This is a genomic window from Phenylobacterium sp. LjRoot225 (genome assembly GCF_964252855.1).
GTDB lineage: Bacteria > Pseudomonadota > Alphaproteobacteria > Caulobacterales > Caulobacteraceae > Phenylobacterium.
Map to the genome: position 1 here is coordinate 83,376 of NZ_CAXUPL020000005.1, position 15,814 is coordinate 99,189.

A 15,814-nucleotide genomic window follows, 5' to 3' on the forward strand; every position below is an offset into this window, starting at 1 on the left:
CCGACCGCCAACGAACAACAGAAAAAACAAGACTTGGGAGGGACCACGATGAACCTACGAGCGACGAAGGCCGTACTCTGTCTGACGACGGCGCTGAGCGCGTTCAGCGCCGCGCCGGCCCTGGCGCAGGACGTTTCCGGTCAGAGCAGCCTCGACGAGATTGTGGTGACCGCACGGCGGATCGACGAGCGTCTGCAGGACGTGCCGATCTCGATCACCGTCTTCAACCAGGAGCAGCTCAACAGCCGCAACGTCCTGTCGGGCGCCGACCTGGCGACCTACACCCCGTCGCTCTCGGCCAATGGCCGCTTCGGCAATAACAACACCACCTTCGCGATCCGCGGCTTCACCCAGGAGCTGCGGACGACCGCCTCGGTCGCCGTCTACTTCGCCGACGTCGTGGCCCCACGGGGCGGCAACGGCGGCCAGCCCGCCGGGGACGGCGCGGGGCCGGGCGCCTTCTTCGACCTGCAGAACGTCCAGGTGCTGAAGGGGCCGCAGGGGACGCTGTTCGGCCGGAACACGACCGGCGGCGCCGTGCTGCTCGTCCCGCAGAAGCCGACCCACGAGTTCGAAGGCTATCTCGAAGGCTCCTACGGCAACTACGACATGCAACGGCTGCAGGGCGTGGTGAACCTGCCGCTCGGCGAGACGGCGCGCCTGCGCCTGGGGTTCGACCGGCAGACCCGCGACGGCTACGTCAAGAATATCTCCGGCATAGGTCCGTCCCGCTTCGGCGATCTGGAATACACCGCGCTTCGCGCCAGCTTCGTCGCCGAGCTGACCCCCGACCTCGAGAACTACACGATCGGGACCTACGCGCGCTCGCAGGACCATGCGCCGATCGGCAAGCTGACGGCCTACGCCACGACGCCGGCCAACGGCCCCGTCCTGGCGGACTGCTCGAACGCGGCCTTCCCGTTCGGTCTGCTCGCCTGCCAGCAGATGGGCCGCCAGGCGGACGCCGGCTTCTTCACCGTCCAGAACGCCCGGACCAACCCGAAGGCCCGCACGGAACAGTGGCAGCTAATCAACACGACGACCTGGCACGCCAGCGACGCGCTCACCGTCAAGAACATCATCAGCTACTCGCAGCTGAAGAGCCTGGTGCGCGGCGACACCTTCGGTGCGACCTTCGTCATCCCGACCTCGTTCGGACCCATCCCCAACACCGGCGCCCTGGCAGGCTCGATCGTCGGCTTCGCCCAGTCCAACAACATCCCCGGGCGCAACGGCTCGGAGCAGGACACCTTCACCGAGGAGCTGCAGGTGCAGGGCCGCACGTCGGGCGACCAGCTGACCTGGCAGGCCGGCGCCTACTACGAGGAGAGCAATCCGCTCACCGGCTCCGGGGCTCAGTCGCCCATCCTGCTGAGCTGCACGGACATCGCGAGCTTCCAGTGCACCGATGTGATGGCGCAATTGCTGCGGCGGCCGTCCGTCGGCAGCCTGACCTATGCCATCGGCGAGGTCTCGTTTCACAATCTGGGCCTGTACGGCCAGGCAACCTACAAGCTGACCGACACCCTCAAGCTGACCGGGGGGCTCCGCTACACCTGGGACCGGACGACCGCCACAGCGGAACAGGTCACCTATCGGTTCTTCACCCCCAATGTTCTGACCGGGGTCTGCACCCTGGCGACCAACATAGCGGCCACCAGCCCGGCGCAGTGCTCGTCGACTTCGAAGCAGAAGTCCGACGCCCCGACCTGGGTGGTCGGCCTCGACTACAACCCGATGCAGGACGTCCTGCTCTATGGAAAATACAGCCGCGGCTATCGCCAGGGGGCTGTGAACTTCTTCGCCCCGGCGCAGTTCCAGACCTTTGGGCCGGAGAAGGTCGACACCTATGAGGTCGGCGCGAAGGCCAGCTTCCACGGCGCCGTCTCCGGCTCGTTCAACGTCGCGGCCTTCTACAACGACTTCACCAACCAGCAGCTCGCCGTGGGCCTGCTCAGCAGCACCAACGCCGCGCCCCCCACCCAGGCGATCATCAATGGCGGCAAGTCGCGGATCTACGGCTTCGAGACGGACGGGATGCTGCGGCTGCCCAGGGGGTTCAGTGTCGACGGAAGCTACGCCTACCTGAACACCAAGCTGCAGTCCCTGACGCCGGTGGCCATCCCGCCGGGCAGTTCCTATGACACCTTCCAGTTCGCGGCGACGCCAGGGTCCCCGCTTCCGTTCACGCCGAAGCACAAGGCGTCGGTGACGGGAACCTATCGCCTGCCCCTGTCGGACGAGATCGGACAGGTCTCCGTTTCGGCGACCTACTCCTACGCCAGCAGCTATCTCGTGACGTCGGGACCCTATGGGACCCTTCCGTCCGTCGAGCTGGTCAATCTCAACATGGACTGGAAGTCGATCGCCGGCCGGCCGATCGACCTGGCCCTGTTCGCCACCAATGTGACGAACGAGAAGTACTACCTCGGCGTCAACGACCAGCGCACCTCGGGCTTCGTCTCGCAGCTGATGGCGTCGCCCCGCATGTACGGCATGCGCCTGCGCTACCGGTTCGGCGGCTGAGCTGACGCGCGCCGCTCCCTTAAGCCCCTTTGAAAGGACCCTCGCCATGAACAAGCCCGTGCTGAACAACCCCGCCGTGTTCGGTGGCCGCAAGGTGATCGACGTCGACACCCACCTGGTCGAGCCGCACGACCTTTGGACCAGGTTGGCCCCGGCGAAGTACCTGGATCGGGTGCCGCAGGTGAAGGTGGTGGACGGGGTCCGCTCCTGGGTGATCGACGGCGACAAGATCCTGCTGAAGGGGGCGGTCCCGGCCTCGACGGTGACGCTGGACGGCTCGAAGTGGCCGGGACTGGAGTTCATCAACCACCAGTTCGAGGAGGTGCACCTGGCCTCCCACTCGACCCGCGAACGGGTCCAGATGATGGACGCCATGGGGATCACCGCCCAGATCCTCTATCCGAACATCCTCGGCTTCGGCGGCCAGAACGCGGTGCAGGTCGACGAGGATCTGCGGCTGGTCAGCGTGCAGATCTTCAACGACGCCATGGCCGACATCCAGCGCGAGAGCGGCGAGCGGATCTTCCCGATGGCGCTGATCCCCTGGTGGGACGTCGACCTGTCGGTGAAGGAGATCGAGCGGAGCCACGCGATGGGGCTCAAGGGCATCAACATCAACTCCGACCCGCACTACCTGATCCGCGCCGACGGCTCGCGGCTGCCGGACCTCGGCGACGAGCACTGGAACCCGATGTGGGAGGCCTGCGTAAGCCTCGACATGCCGGTCAACTTCCACATCGGCGCCTCGGAGCAGTCGATGGACTTCGTCGGCGCGCAAGGCTGGCCCGGCCTGCACTACGACATGCGCGCCGCGCTCGGCGGCGCCATGCTGTTCATCAACAACGGCCGGGTGATGGGCAACCTGATCCTCTCGGGCCTGCTGGACCGCTTCCCGAAGCTGAAGTTCGTCTCGGTGGAGAGCGGCATCGGCTGGATCCCCTTCATCCTCGAGGCGATCGACTACGAGTACAAGGAGACCGGGGCCAACGTCGCCAGGCTGCAGCGCCTGCCCAGCGAGTACTTCAAGTCCAACTTCCACGCCTGCTTCTGGTTCGAGCGGCGCGACCTGTCGCACACCATCAAGGCGGTCGGCGTCGACAACGTCCTCTTCGAGACCGACTTCCCGCACCCGGTCTGCCTCTATCCGGTCGATGACATGGACAAGGCCATGGCCGGCCTCACCGAAGAGGAGAAGGTCAAGGTCCTCTCCGGCAACGCCGCCAAGGTCTACGACATCAAGGTGTAAGGGCCGGGCGGCGGCCGGCCTTGCGAGACCTGACCGCCGACTCCAGCGCCTGGCGTTCCGCTCCGCGCCAGGCGGGGATTCCGGCCGGATCCGCTCAACCTGAATGGCGGGTCAGGACCAGGTTCACGCTCAGATAGCAGCTAGACCATTTCACCATAATTGATACTCTTGTTATCCCAATTGTGGCGGAGGCGGTCATGCCGAAGCTGAAGTTGCTGGGCGTCCACGGGCTCGGCGATCAACGCCATTCCACCTGGAAGGAGGACTGGCCCAAGGCCATTCGCGAGGTCTTTCCGACCCCCAGCGGTCTGGAGCTCGAGTTCGAATTCGTCGAGTACGACGACATCTTCAAGGATGTGAAGCTCTCGGCCTGGGAGGTCGCCGGCGCCGCGGCCAAGCTCGCAGCCAGCGGCGTGACCTCGATCTTCAAGCGCGAACGCGGCGTGCTGGGCGACATACCCCACAGCGTCCGCTGGACCGCCGGCTATGTCGTGGCCTGGGTCAATGACGACAGCTTCAAGAGGAAGAGCCGAGCCCGCGTCTACCAGCGGATCCGTGAATTTCAGCCGGACGTCATCCTCGCCCACAGCCTGGGCTCGTTGGTGACCTACAACGCCTTCACCCATAAGGACGCGGCGGCCCCGGATCTCGCTCCGCTGCTGGCGCAGGCCACCTATGTGACCTTCGGCTCGCAGATCAACAACCCGTTCGTGGTGCGCAACCTGACCAACGGCCGGGTCCAGGAAGTCCCGCTCGCCTTTTGGCATCATCTCTACAACAAGGAGGACGACGTCTTCACCGCGCCCATCAGGAACTGGGCGGCGCCGAATTTCCGCCAGACGGACACGCCGTTCGATCTTCCGGGCGTGGGGGATCACGCGGCCGAGGGTTATTTCCGGCACAGCAACGCCATCGACAACGTCTGGCGGCCGATCGGAGCGCAGGCCATGGGCGCCCGCGACTTCACCGGGATCGCCGAGCGGACCGGGGCGTCCGTCGTCACGGCCCGGGCGCCCAGCCGCCGGAGAGCCGAGCCCAAGCCGCGCGCGCCGCGCCGCAAGGCGCTCCTGGTCGGGATCAACGATTACCCGGACGAGCGCAACCGCCTGGAAGGCTGCGTGAACGACGTCTTCACCATGAGCTCGGTCCTGCAGGAGTGCGGCTTTCCCCCGGAGACGATCCGCGCCTGTCTGGATTCCCGCGCCACCGCCGAGGGCGTTTTGAGCCGACTGGAGTGGCTGCTCGACGGGGCGGCGGCGGGCGACGAACTGGTCTTCTACTACAGCGGCCACGGCGCCCAGATTCCCGAGTACGGCGAGGACTTCGAGCCGGATCGCAACGTCGAGGTCCTGGTCCCCTGGGACTTCGACTGGACGCCGGAAAAGGCGATCTCCGACGACCAGATCCACTGCCTCTACTCACAGCTGCCTTACGACACCCGGCTGGCCATGATCTTCGACTGCTGCCACTCGGGGGGCATCCACCGCGACGGGGCCTCGCGCGCCCGCGGGATCACGCCGCCGGACGACATCCGCCATCGCCAGCTCAAATGGGATCTGAAGACCCGCATGTGGGTGCCAAGGGACTTCCGCCGTCAGAACCGGGGCTTCACCGGCGATCGAGACTTGCAGACGCGCTATTTCGGCAAGGACCAGGTGACCGAGCGCCTGGGGCGAGCCGCCATGCGACGCGGTCTCTCCACCCGAGAGCTCGAGCGGCTCAAGGCCGATGGCCAGCCGGACATACCCGACGGGCCGTACCTGCCGCTGATCATCGAGGCGTGCGGCGAGGAAGAGCTGAGCTACGAGTACCGGCACGGCGCGACGAGCCACGGCGCCTTCACCTACAGCCTGGCGGCGATCCTGCGTGACAAGCAGAAGATCAGCTTCAACGAGCTGATCCGCCTTACCGGCAGCCGACTGAAAGACCTTCGGTACGACCAGCAGCCCAAGATCCTGGGACCCACGGCGATCATGGCGGCCGACGTGCCCTGGCGATAGAGGCGTCAGGAGAGGGGCGACCTACCACCTCAATCAACGGCTTGATCCGGAAGGTCACCCCGCCGCTTCGCTGGCGCACAGGGCGGTCATGTTGATGATCCCGCGCGTAGTGACGGTCGGGGTCAGGATGTGGATGGGCTGGGCGACGCCGAGGAGCAGGGGACCGACCTGCAGGCCGTCGCCGGCGCTGGCCAGCAGGGTAAGCGCGATGTTGGCCGCGTCCAGCGAGGGCATGACCAGCAGGTTGGCCGGACCACGCAGGGGGCTTTGGGTGACGTAGCGCGAGAGCGCTTCGGGCAGCAGGGCCGCATCGCCGTGCATCTCGCCGTCGACCTGGAAGTCGGGCCCCCGGGCCTCGATGAGCCGCAGGGCTTCGCGCATCTTCCGCGCCGAGGGGGAGTTGCTCGAGCCGAAGCTGGAGTGGGAGAGCAGGGCCACCTGCGGCGAGAGCCCGAAGCGCCGGACCGCCTCGGCGGCGAGGAAGGTGGCCTCGGCCAACTGCTCCGGCGTGGGGTCCACCACGACATGGGTGTCGCAGATGAACAGCGGTCCTTGCGGCAGGATGAGACCTGAGAGGGCGTAGAGCCGGCCCACCTCCGGCCGCCGGCGGACGACCGGCAGGGCGTAGGTGAAGTTGCGCCACCAGTCGCCGGCGCCGCCGACGACCGCCCCGTCCACCGCGCCGGAGCGCAGCAGCATGGCCGCGCTGACCGCGCCGCGGGTGTTGAACCGTCTCACCGCGGCCGCCGGGGTCAGGCCCTTGCGCTCGACCAGGCGCGCATAGTCCAGGGCGAGCTCGCCGGCGCGCGGATCGGCGGACGGATCGAAGACCTCCACCTGATCGTCCAGCAGCAGGCGCAGGCCCAGGGTCCGCAGCTTTTCCTCGATCACCGGCCGGCGGCCGACGAGGACCGGCCGGGCCAGCTGATCGTCGACGACCACCTGGGCGGCGCGCAGCACGCGCTCATCCTCGCCGTCGCCGTAGGCGATCTTGCGCTGGGCGGCGCGGGCGCGGGCGAACACCGGGCGCATCAGCTGGCCGGAACGGTAGACGTACTGCTCCAGCTGCAGCCGGTAGGCGTCGAAGTCCTGGATCGGCCGACGCGCCACGCCGGAGTCCATCGCCGCCCGCGCGACCGCGGGCGCGATCTGCAGGATCAGCCGATGGTCGAAGGGCTTGGGGATGATCGAGTTCGGCCCGAACAGGCCCGCCTCGCCGGCGTAGGCCTCCGCGGCCACGTCGCTGGCCTCCACCCGGGCCAGGCTGGCGATCGCCTCGGCCGCGGCGATCTTCATCTCCTCGTTAATCTGCCGCGCGCCGACGTCCAGCGCGCCGCGGAAGACGAAGGGGAAGCAGAGGACGTTGTTGACCTGGTTCGGATAGTCGCTGCGCCCGGTGGCCACGATGGCGTCCGGCCGCGCGGCGATGACCAGCTCGGGAAGGATCTCCGGCTCGGGATTGGCCAGGGCCAGGATCAGCGGCTTGTCGGCCAGCAGGCCCAGCCATTCGGGCTTCAGCACCCGCGGGGCGGAGAGCCCGAGGAAGACGTCGGCCCCCGGCAGCACGTCGGGCAGGGTCCGCGCCTCGGTCTGGCGGGCGTAGCGGGCGACATTGGGCGGCAGGTCGTTGCGGCCCGCATGCACCACGCCAGCAATGTCGGTGAGGGTGACGTTCTCCGCCTTCAGCCCCATGCGCACCAGCAGGTCGACGCAGGCCATGGCCGCGGCGCCTGCGCCGGAGGTGACGAGCTTCACCTCCTCCAGCCGCTTGCCCTGCAGCGTCAGGCCGTTGCGCACGGCCGCGGCGCAGACGATGGCGGTGCCGTGCTGGTCGTCGTGGAAGACCGGAACCGACATGCGCTCGCGCAGTCGCCGCTCGATCTCGAAACATTCCGGTGCGCGGATGTCCTCGAGGTTGATGCCGCCGAAGGTGGGCTCCAGCGCCGCCACCACCTCGACGAAGCGGTCGATGTCGAGGGCGTCGATCTCCAGGTCGAAGACGTCGATGCCGGCGAACTTCTTGAAGAGCACGGCCTTGCCCTCCATCACCGGCTTGGCGGCGAGTGGGCCGATGTTCCCCAGTCCGAGCACCGCCGTGCCGTTGGTGATGACCGCAACCAGGTTGGCGCGCGCGGTCAGATCGTCGGCGCGTTCCGGGTTTTCGACGATCGCCTCGCAGGGCGCGGCGACGCCCGGGGAGTAGGCGAGCGCCAGGTCGCCCTGGCTGGAGAGCGGCTTGGTGGCCTCGACGGATAGCTTCCCGGGGCGGGGAAACTGGTGATAGGCGAGCGCCGCGCGACGAAGGTTCTCATCCATGGGGGATCTCCTGGCGCGCGTGCAAATACATCGAGTCCTTTTCTGTCATAGGCTTCCCAGGGCCCGCGGGGAACGTCAGCCGGCGCTAGTCCTCTCCCCGCAAGCGGGGAGAGGCGTTCAAACTGCGCGCCGGCCTCACCAGTCGAGCTGCACGCGGACCTGCCCCACCGTGACCTTGGCGTCCGCCTCGCTCGCGCCGATCCGCCGGTTGTCGATCTCGCCGTGGGTGAGGTTCGCCATCAGCCGCACGTAGCTGTACGGGTACCAGTTGGCCCCCAGCGTCACGCCCTCGTAGGTTCCGGCGGTGGCGAGGCCGGTCTGGCTGGCGATCGGCAAGGCGGCGTTGGGCGTCATGTCGCTGAGGTCGGCGTAGTCCCAGCGCGCGGCAAGCTCCAGCGCGCCCCATCCGCCCTTGTCCAGCGGTCGCCGGATCTTGATGCGGCCGAACGAACCGTTCGGGTTGTAGGGGCGCATCTCGCCGGTCGGGAACCAGCTGGCGTAGGCGTAGGCGGTGCGGATGTCGAAGTCCGAGCCGCCGTTGGCGGCGCTGGTCGCCGTGGCGATGCGGCGAACCTTGATCTGCGCCGCCTCGGCTTGCAGCGAGAGGTTGCGGTGCGTCCAGGCGCCTTCCAGGCCCACGGTCAGGTCGCCGCCGCCCACCGCCCCGGTGGAGAAGAGGGTCGCGCCGGTTGCGGTCTGGGACCGGTAGCCGGTGTTGGTCGCCGCCGAATAGGTGAAACCGGTCTCGCCGCCGCGCGAGCGGTCGCGGACCCAGGCGCCCAGGTGGACCACGTCGTTCGGCGTCATGACCGGCGCCCAGGTGGCGCGGAAGGTCGCGGCGCGGCGCTCGCGAGCGTCATTGGCGTCATAGCCGCCGACAGCGTCGGCCCTGTTCAGCGAGTCGCCCTGCAGGGCGGCCCAGACCGACCAGTTGCGCCCGACGTGCACGCCCTGCAACGACATGACGAAGGGGTTGTCGGTGATGTCGGAGAAGGGGCCACGCTCCATGAAGGTGAGGTTCTTCATGGAGGTGATGTTCTCCAGCGAGGCGGCCTTCTGGTTGCCGATGCTGATCATCGTCTTCGGCGCCAGGTAGTAGTCGATGACGGCGTCGTCCCAGACCCAGGTCGAGCCGTTGGCGACCCCGCCTTCCAGCCGGTAGCCCCATTGGCCGATCCGGCCTTCCGCGCCGAGATAGAGCTGGCGGGCGCGGTACTGGGAGGCCTGGAAGTCGTTGGCTGAGCCTGAGCGGTTCACATCGACCCCGACCGTGTCCAGCAGGATCCGGCCCCGGAGCTTGAAGCTGTCGCCGCTGGCGTCGGTGAAGCGGGGCGAGCCCTCCCACTTGATGGCGGTCGCGGGCTTGGCCGCCGTCGCCGCCGGGATCTGGGTGACCGGCGGGGGGGTGCTCGCGATCCTGGCCTCCAGGCCGTCGATCCTGGCCTGCATGGCCTGGAGCTGGGCTTTCAGCTGCGCGACGGTCGCGGCGTCGGCGGCCTCCTGGGCGGCGGCGAGCTGGGGCAGGGCGAGGGCGCAGAGGGCTGCGCCGGCGAGAAGACGGGGACGAAGACGCATGACAAGGCTCCTGTCCGCCGGCCTAGGGCCGGCGGATGGCGAAGGTCCGGTAGGGAGGCGAGTGGCGCGGGCTATTCGGCCGCGGCGAGGGCCGGCGCTTCGGCGGCGGGCAGGGTCCCGTTGAGCGCGGCGTTCAGCTGCTCGCGGTCGAGTTCCCCCTCCCAGCGGCTGACCACGATGGTCGCCACCGCATTGCCGATGAAGTTCGTCAGCGCGCGGCACTCGGACATGAAGCGGTCGACGCCGAGGATCAGCGCCATCCCCGCCACCGGCACGGAGGGCACGACCGCCAGGGTGGCGGCCAGGGTGATGAAGCCCGCGCCGGTGACGCCGGCGGCGCCCTTGGAGCTCAGCATGGCGACGCCCAGCAGCAGGAGCTGGTCGCCCAGGTCGAGGTGCACGCCGGTCGCCTGGGCGATGAACAGCGCCGCCAGCGTCATGTAGATGTTGGTGCCGTCGAGGTTGAACGAGTAGCCGGCGGGGACCACCAGGCCCACCACGGGCTTGGCGCAGCCGGCCCGTTCAAGCTTGCCGATCAGGCTCGGCAGGGCGGCCTCCGACGAACTGGTGCCCAGCACCAGCAGCAGTTCGGAACGCAGGTAGCGGATCAGCTTGAAAATGGAGAAGCCATTGGCGAGGCAGACGGCGCCCAGCACCACGACCACGAACAGGGCCGAGGTCAGGTAGAAGGCGCCGACCAGGGTCGCGAGCTTGACGATCGCGCCCACCCCGTACTTGCCGATGGTGAAGGCGAAGGCGCCCAGGGCGCCAGCCGGGGCCGCCTTCATCAGGATCGCCACCAGGCGGAAGAAGGCCTCGCTCAGCGCCTCGAGGAAGTCCGTCACCGGCTGGCCGCGGTCGCCGACCATGGCCAGTGCGATGCCGAACAGGATGGAGACGAACAGCACCTGCAGGATGTCGCCGTCCGCAAAGGCGCTGACCACAGTGGTCGGGATGATATGGGTCAGGAAGCCGACGATCGTCGTCTCGTGCGCCTTGGCGGCGTAGTCGGCGACCTTTGAGGTGTCCAGGCTCGCCGGATCGATGTTCATGCCGGCGCCCGGCTGGACGACGTTGGCGACGACCAGGCCGATGATCAGGGCGAGGGTGGAGAAGGTCAGGAAGTAGGTGAAGGCCTTCAGCGCCACGCGGCCGAAGCGGCCCAGGTCGCGCATGCCGGCGATGCCGGTGACGATGGTGAGGAAGATCACCGGCGCGATCACCATCTTCACCAGCTTGATGAAGGCGTCGCCGAGCGGCTTCAGCGCCACGCCGAACTCCGGCTGCAGATAGCCGATGAGGCCGCCGATCAGGATGGCGGCGAGCACCTGGACGTAGGTGTGGTGGTACCAGGGGCGTGCGGGCGGCGGCGGCGCGTCCGTGGCTGTGGCGACCAGCTTCATCAGATCCTCCCTGCGCGTGCGGACCCGGGGGCCCGACGCACCGACATGTTGGCCCGCCGTCAGAGCAGCGGTGGCCGCACCGTCGCTCCGCCGAGGCGCGGCGGCAACGTTGCGCAGGAATGAGCGTCAAGCGATTGAATAATAAGCAGAACGTTAACGCCCCTCGGATGCCCGGGCGACAAACTGGGCGAAAATCCGCTCACTGCTGGGCCATATTGTGTGATAATCCGCACAAGGTGGCTTCAATCGTCGCCGACCCGCCCGATCCTTCGCCCGCGCGCGAGCGCCAGGTTCTCTGGTTGGCCCTGGTCCTGGGCGCCGTGCTGGCCGCCGTCGCGATCTGGGCGATCGGGGCGGAGGTGCAGGCGAGTTCGCTGGCCGCGCTGCGGCGACAGGCAGAGGCGTCCGCCGCCCTGCGTGTGGCGGTCCTGCGCAGCGAGCTCAACAAGCAGCGCACCCTGCCGCTCGCCCTGGCGCAGGACGTCGAACTGAAGGCGGCCCTGCGCAGCCGCGATCCAAATGCGCTGCAGGCGCTCAGCCAAAAGCTGGAGATGCTCGGGGCCGAGGCCGAGGCGGCCGACGTCTATGTGCTGGACGTGAAGGGGGAGACGCTGGCGGCCAGCAACTGGCGGCTTCCGACCAGCTTCGTCGGCTCGAACTACGCCTTCCGCCCCTATTACAAGGAGGCCATGCAGCGCGGGGCGGCCGAGACCTTTGCGCTCGGCACCGTCAGCCGCCGTCCCGGCTTCTACATCGCCCGCCGGGTGCAGGGCCCGGCCGGGCCGCTCGGGGTCGTGGTGGTCAAGCTGGAGTTCAACGCGCTGGAGCAGGAGTGGCGGCAGGCCGGCGATCCGGCCTTCGTCGTGGACCCCAACGGCGTCGTCCTGATCACCAGCATCCCCGCCTGGCGCTTCCACACCCTGGGGCGGCTGGACGAACCGACGCTTGGCGCCCTGCGCGCCAGCCGGCAGTTCGGCGACGGCGCGCGGCTCGAGCCGCTGCCGCTCGCGCCGGAGGGCCGCCTGCTGCTGCGCACCGAGGATGGCGGCGAGCGAGTGCTCGACAGCCGGGCCGAGGCGCCGGTCGCCGGCTGGACTCTGCATCTGCTGACGCCTGTCGCGCCGGCCGAGCGGGCGGCCGCCGCCGGGCGGTGGATCGCGGCGCTGGCGGCCGGGCTCCTGGCCGTCCTCGGCGCCTTGATCTGGCGGCGGCGCCGGCGCGCCCAGGTCCGGGCGGCCGAGGCGCTCGCCAACCGCATGGCGCTGGAAGAGGCCGTGCGCAGCCGCACCGAGGAGCTGACCCGCGCCAACGCCCAGCTGACCGCCGAGGTGCTTGAGCGCGAGCGGGCGGAGGCGCGGCTGCAGGCGCTGCAGTCGGACCTGGTCCAGGCCAACAAGCTGGCCTCGCTCGGCCAGATCGCCGCCGGCGTGGCGCACGAGATCAACCAGCCGGTCGCGGCGATCCGGGCCTATTCCGACAACGCCGCCCTGTTGCTCGACAGGGGACGCGAGGCGGAGGCGAAGAAAAACCTGGCCGCGATCGGCGAGCTGACCGAGCGGGTGGGCTCGATCACCGACGAGCTGCGCGCCTTCTCGCGCCGCGCCACCGGCCGGCTGGAGCCGACCTCGGTCGCCGAGGCCATCGAGGGCTCGCTGCTGTTGACCAACAGCCGGGTGCGCCGCCGCCAGCTTCGCGTCGTGCGCCCCAAGATCGATCCGGCCCTGCGCGTCATGGCCGAGCGGGTCCGCCTCGAACAGGTGCTGGTCAATCTTTTGCAGAACGCCTTTGAGGCGGTCGAGGGGGCTGCACTGCCCGAGGTCCGCCTGGCCGTCGACGCCCGGGAGACGGAGATCGCCATCACCGTGTCCGACAACGGCCCGGGGCTGGCGCCCGAGGTGGCCGAGAGCCTCTTCCTGCCGTTCGTCACCACCAAGCCGCGCGGCGTGGGGCTGGGCCTGGTGATCTCGCGCGACATCGCCGCCGAGTTCGGCGGCCGGCTGACGGTCGACAGCCCGCCGGGCGAGGGCGCGGCCTTCACCGTCACCCTTCCGAGGGCGCCATGACGACGGTCTGCGACGAGGTGATCTTTGTCGACGATGACGAGGACCTGCGCGCGGCCCATGTTCAGGGCCTGGAGCTCGCCGGCTTCCGGGTCTGGCCGTTCGCCTCAGCCGCCGCGGGGCTGGCGGCGATCAGCGCCGATTTCGCCGGCGCCGTGGTCACCGATGTCCGGATGCCCGGCATGGACGGGCTGGAGCTGTTCGAGCGCGTGCGCGCGGCCGATCCCGACATCCCGGTGATCCTGATCACCGGTCACGGCGACGTCAGCATGGCGGTGGAGGCGTTGCAGCAGGGCGCCTATGACTTCGTGGCCAAGCCGTTTCCCATGGAGCGGCTGGTGGGCGCGCTGCGCCGGGCGCTCGAGAAGCGTTCCCTGGTGCTCGACAATCGGCGGCTGGAACGGGCCGCGGCGGCGGCGGATGAAGACGTGCCCTTGCTGGGCGCGGCGCCGATCATGGAACGCCTGCGGCGCACCATCCGCCAGGTGGCGGAGGCGGAGGTCGACGTCCTGGTCCAGGGCGAGACGGGAACGGGCAAGGGCGTCATAGCGCGCGCGCTCCATCGGCTCAGCCCGCGCCGCAACCGGCAGTTCGTCGCGGTGAGCTGCGCGGCCTTGCCGGAGGCGGTGTTCGAGGCCGAGCTGTTCGGCCGCGAGGCCAGCGCGGCCGCCCCTCGGCGGATCGCCGGCCGTCTCGAACAGGCCGAGCGGGGAACCCTCTTCCTCGACGACGTGGAGAGCCTCGCGCCGCCGCTGCAGGCCAAGCTGTTGGGCGTGATCGAAGAGCGGGCCTACCAGCCTGTCGGCGCCGCCGAGCCCCGCTACGCCGACGTGCGGATCATCGCCGCCAGCAAGACCGACCTTTCGGAAGCGGTCAGAGCGGGCTCCTTTAGGGCGGACCTGTTCTACCGGCTGAAGGTGGTGACGCTGACCGCGCCGCCCCTGCGCGAGCGTCGCGAGGACATTCCCCTGCTGTTCGGCCGCTTCCTGGCCGACGCCGCCGCCCGCTTTCGTCGCCCGGCGCCGCCGCTCACCGAGCCGGCGCGGCGGCGGCTGATGGAGCACGGCTGGCCGGGCAATGTGCGCGAGCTGGCCCATTTCGCCGAGCGGGTGGCCTTGGGACTGACGGAAGACTTCGAGCCCGCCGCCGGGCCCGCCCTCGAGCCTGGGGCGCCGCAGCCTGGCCTGGCCGCGCGCATGGAGCAGCACGAAGCCGCCCTGATCCGCGAGGCGCTGGAGGCCGCCGAGGGCGATGTCCGCGCCGCGCTGGAGATCCTGCAGCTCCCGCGCAAGACCTTCTATGACAAGCTGAACCGCCACGGGATCCGCATCCAGGACTACCGGCGAAAGTCGTCCTGACGGTCGCCGACGTTGCGAAAGGCCTGGGGCGGCGCATCCAAATCGTGTCGCGCCGCATTGGCTAGGCATGACAAACGACCCGAAGACAAATCCAGGCGGCGACGGGGAGACGATCGCGGTTTCGTCCGCGTCCGGAGGTCAGAAGACCGGTCATATCCGCTGGGTGCTCGCGATCGGCACGATCCTCGCGATAATCGGCGTTGTCACCGTGTGGATGATCATGACGCCCACGGGATGACCCGGCGCCAGCCAGACCTGACCGCCTGGCGACCCGCCGCGCACTGGCGATCCGGTTTTGCGTCATTGTACGTTCGCGACGCCATTTTTCCGCCCCCGAGTCTCCGCAAGCAGTCTACTTGTGAGCGTGCAACGGCCGTGGCGGCATTGGGGGGAAGAGTGAGCCGACGAGTGGAGTTTCGCGGCCAGTCGGGCGACACGTATTCATTCCTCCGGCTCAGTGGGGATGACGCGCTGCGGGCGATCGGCGTGACCTATGTGATCGCCGAGGCCGCCGCCGACGGTTGGCGGCTGCTCCGCGCCGGCCACACCAACAACCTGGCGGAGAAAAGCTGGGCGAAGCCGCTTGCGGAGATGCGCGCGGCGCACCCCACGGCGGAACTCCTGATCCGCCTCAACGTCAGCCGCAACATCCGTGAGGCGGAGGCTGCGGATCTGACGCCCATCGCCGATCACCTCGGCGCCGAGCAGGGGCCCGCGGCGGGGCAGGGGCTCTAGCCCAGGTCGCCGCTGGCAGAGCGGCTCGTCGGCGGCGCCAATGGTCGTTTCAACGGCGCGCGCGATCGTCCCGTCTAACGCGGTGACAAGACCATGAAATTCCAATATTCAGCATTCAGGTCTTGAACTGCGAGTGCAAAATGTCTGAAAAGTCCGAGTTCATCGAACTGACGGCCGATATCGTGTCCGCCTATGTCGGCAAGAATTCTGTGTCGGCCGCCGATCTGCCCGGTCTGATCAAGTCGATCCACGACGCAATCAGCGGCGTCAGCAGTGGTCAGACCGAAGCGCCGGTCGTGGCGCAGGCGCCGGCCGTGAGCGTCCGCAAATCAATCAATCCGGACTTCTTGATCTGTCTCGAAGACGGCCGCCGGTTCAAGTCGCTGAAGCGTCACCTGCGGACCAAGTACAATATGAGCCCGGAGGACTACCGCGCAAAGTGGGGACTTCCGAAGGACTACCCCATGGTGTCGCCGAACTACGCGGCCTCGCGCTCCGCCCTGGCCAAGAGCATGGGACTTGGACAAGGGGGCCGCCAAGCTCCGAAGCCCAAGCCGGCCCGCGCCAAGAAGGCCTAGCGACTCCGGCTCGCACC

10 protein-coding genes are annotated in these 15,814 nt (G+C 68.7%); 7 read left to right on the top strand and 3 right to left on the bottom strand.

All coding sequences use genetic code 11. The features are described from left to right. Window positions 1-48: 48 nt before the first annotated feature. The 3 genes from ACSQ2B_RS23925 to ACSQ2B_RS23935 all read left to right on the top strand — a co-directional run bounded on the left by ACSQ2B_RS23925 (window position 49) and on the right by ACSQ2B_RS23935 (window position 5,772). Window positions 49-2,526, top strand: coding sequence for a TonB-dependent receptor (locus tag ACSQ2B_RS23925; protein WP_436053902.1), 2,478 nt, complete (start codon window positions 49-51; stop codon window positions 2,524-2,526). A gap of 46 nt (window positions 2,527-2,572) precedes the next feature. Beyond that, window positions 2,573-3,772: an amidohydrolase family protein gene (locus tag ACSQ2B_RS23930; protein ID WP_436053903.1), complete on the top strand. Its 1,200-nt coding sequence runs from the start codon at window positions 2,573-2,575 to the stop codon at window positions 3,770-3,772. A gap of 197 nt (window positions 3,773-3,969) precedes the next feature. Continuing rightward, window positions 3,970-5,772 (top strand): caspase family protein, encoded by a 1,803-nt coding sequence (locus ACSQ2B_RS23935; protein ID WP_436053904.1) that lies wholly within the window; start codon window positions 3,970-3,972, stop codon window positions 5,770-5,772. Between the two features lie 54 nt (window positions 5,773-5,826). Here the strand turns inward: ACSQ2B_RS23935 and ACSQ2B_RS23940 are convergent, their stop codons facing one another. The 3 genes from ACSQ2B_RS23940 to ACSQ2B_RS23950 form a co-directional block, all read right to left on the bottom strand. Continuing rightward, window positions 5,827-8,088 carry an NADP-dependent malic enzyme gene (locus ACSQ2B_RS23940; protein ID WP_436053905.1) on the bottom strand — a complete coding sequence of 754 codons (2,262 nt, stop codon included), beginning with the start codon at window positions 8,086-8,088 and terminating at the stop codon, window positions 5,827-5,829. 135 nt (window positions 8,089-8,223) lie between these two features. Continuing rightward, complete coding sequence (locus ACSQ2B_RS23945) at window positions 8,224-9,663, bottom strand: OprO/OprP family phosphate-selective porin (RefSeq protein WP_436053907.1); 1,440 nt, start codon at window positions 9,661-9,663, stop codon at window positions 8,224-8,226. Window positions 9,664-9,734: 71 nt separating this feature from the next. Further along, on the bottom strand, window positions 9,735-11,066 hold the full coding sequence (locus ACSQ2B_RS23950) for a dicarboxylate/amino acid:cation symporter (RefSeq protein WP_436053909.1): 1,332 nt from the start codon (window positions 11,064-11,066) through the stop codon (window positions 9,735-9,737). 236 nt (window positions 11,067-11,302) lie between these two features. Here ACSQ2B_RS23950 and ACSQ2B_RS23955 point away from each other — a divergent pair, with 236 nt between their 5' ends. The 4 genes from ACSQ2B_RS23955 to ACSQ2B_RS23970 all read left to right on the top strand — a co-directional run bounded on the left by ACSQ2B_RS23955 (window position 11,303) and on the right by ACSQ2B_RS23970 (window position 15,797). Continuing rightward, entirely contained in the window at window positions 11,303-13,129 is a 1,827-nt protein-coding gene (locus tag ACSQ2B_RS23955; protein WP_436053911.1) for a sensor histidine kinase, read from the top strand. Continuing rightward, entirely contained in the window at window positions 13,126-14,484 is a 1,359-nt protein-coding gene (locus ACSQ2B_RS23960) for a sigma-54-dependent transcriptional regulator (RefSeq protein WP_436053913.1), read from the top strand. The genes ACSQ2B_RS23955 and ACSQ2B_RS23960 overlap by 4 nt, the downstream gene beginning before the upstream one ends. Before the next feature lie 396 nt (window positions 14,485-14,880). Beyond that, complete coding sequence (locus ACSQ2B_RS23965) at window positions 14,881-15,219, top strand: hypothetical protein (protein WP_436053915.1); 339 nt, start codon at window positions 14,881-14,883, stop codon at window positions 15,217-15,219. Between the two features lie 140 nt (window positions 15,220-15,359). Further along, window positions 15,360-15,797 carry a MucR family transcriptional regulator gene (locus ACSQ2B_RS23970; protein WP_436053917.1) on the top strand — a complete coding sequence of 146 codons (438 nt, stop codon included), beginning with the start codon at window positions 15,360-15,362 and terminating at the stop codon, window positions 15,795-15,797. The last annotated feature ends 17 nt before the right edge of the window (window positions 15,798-15,814 follow it).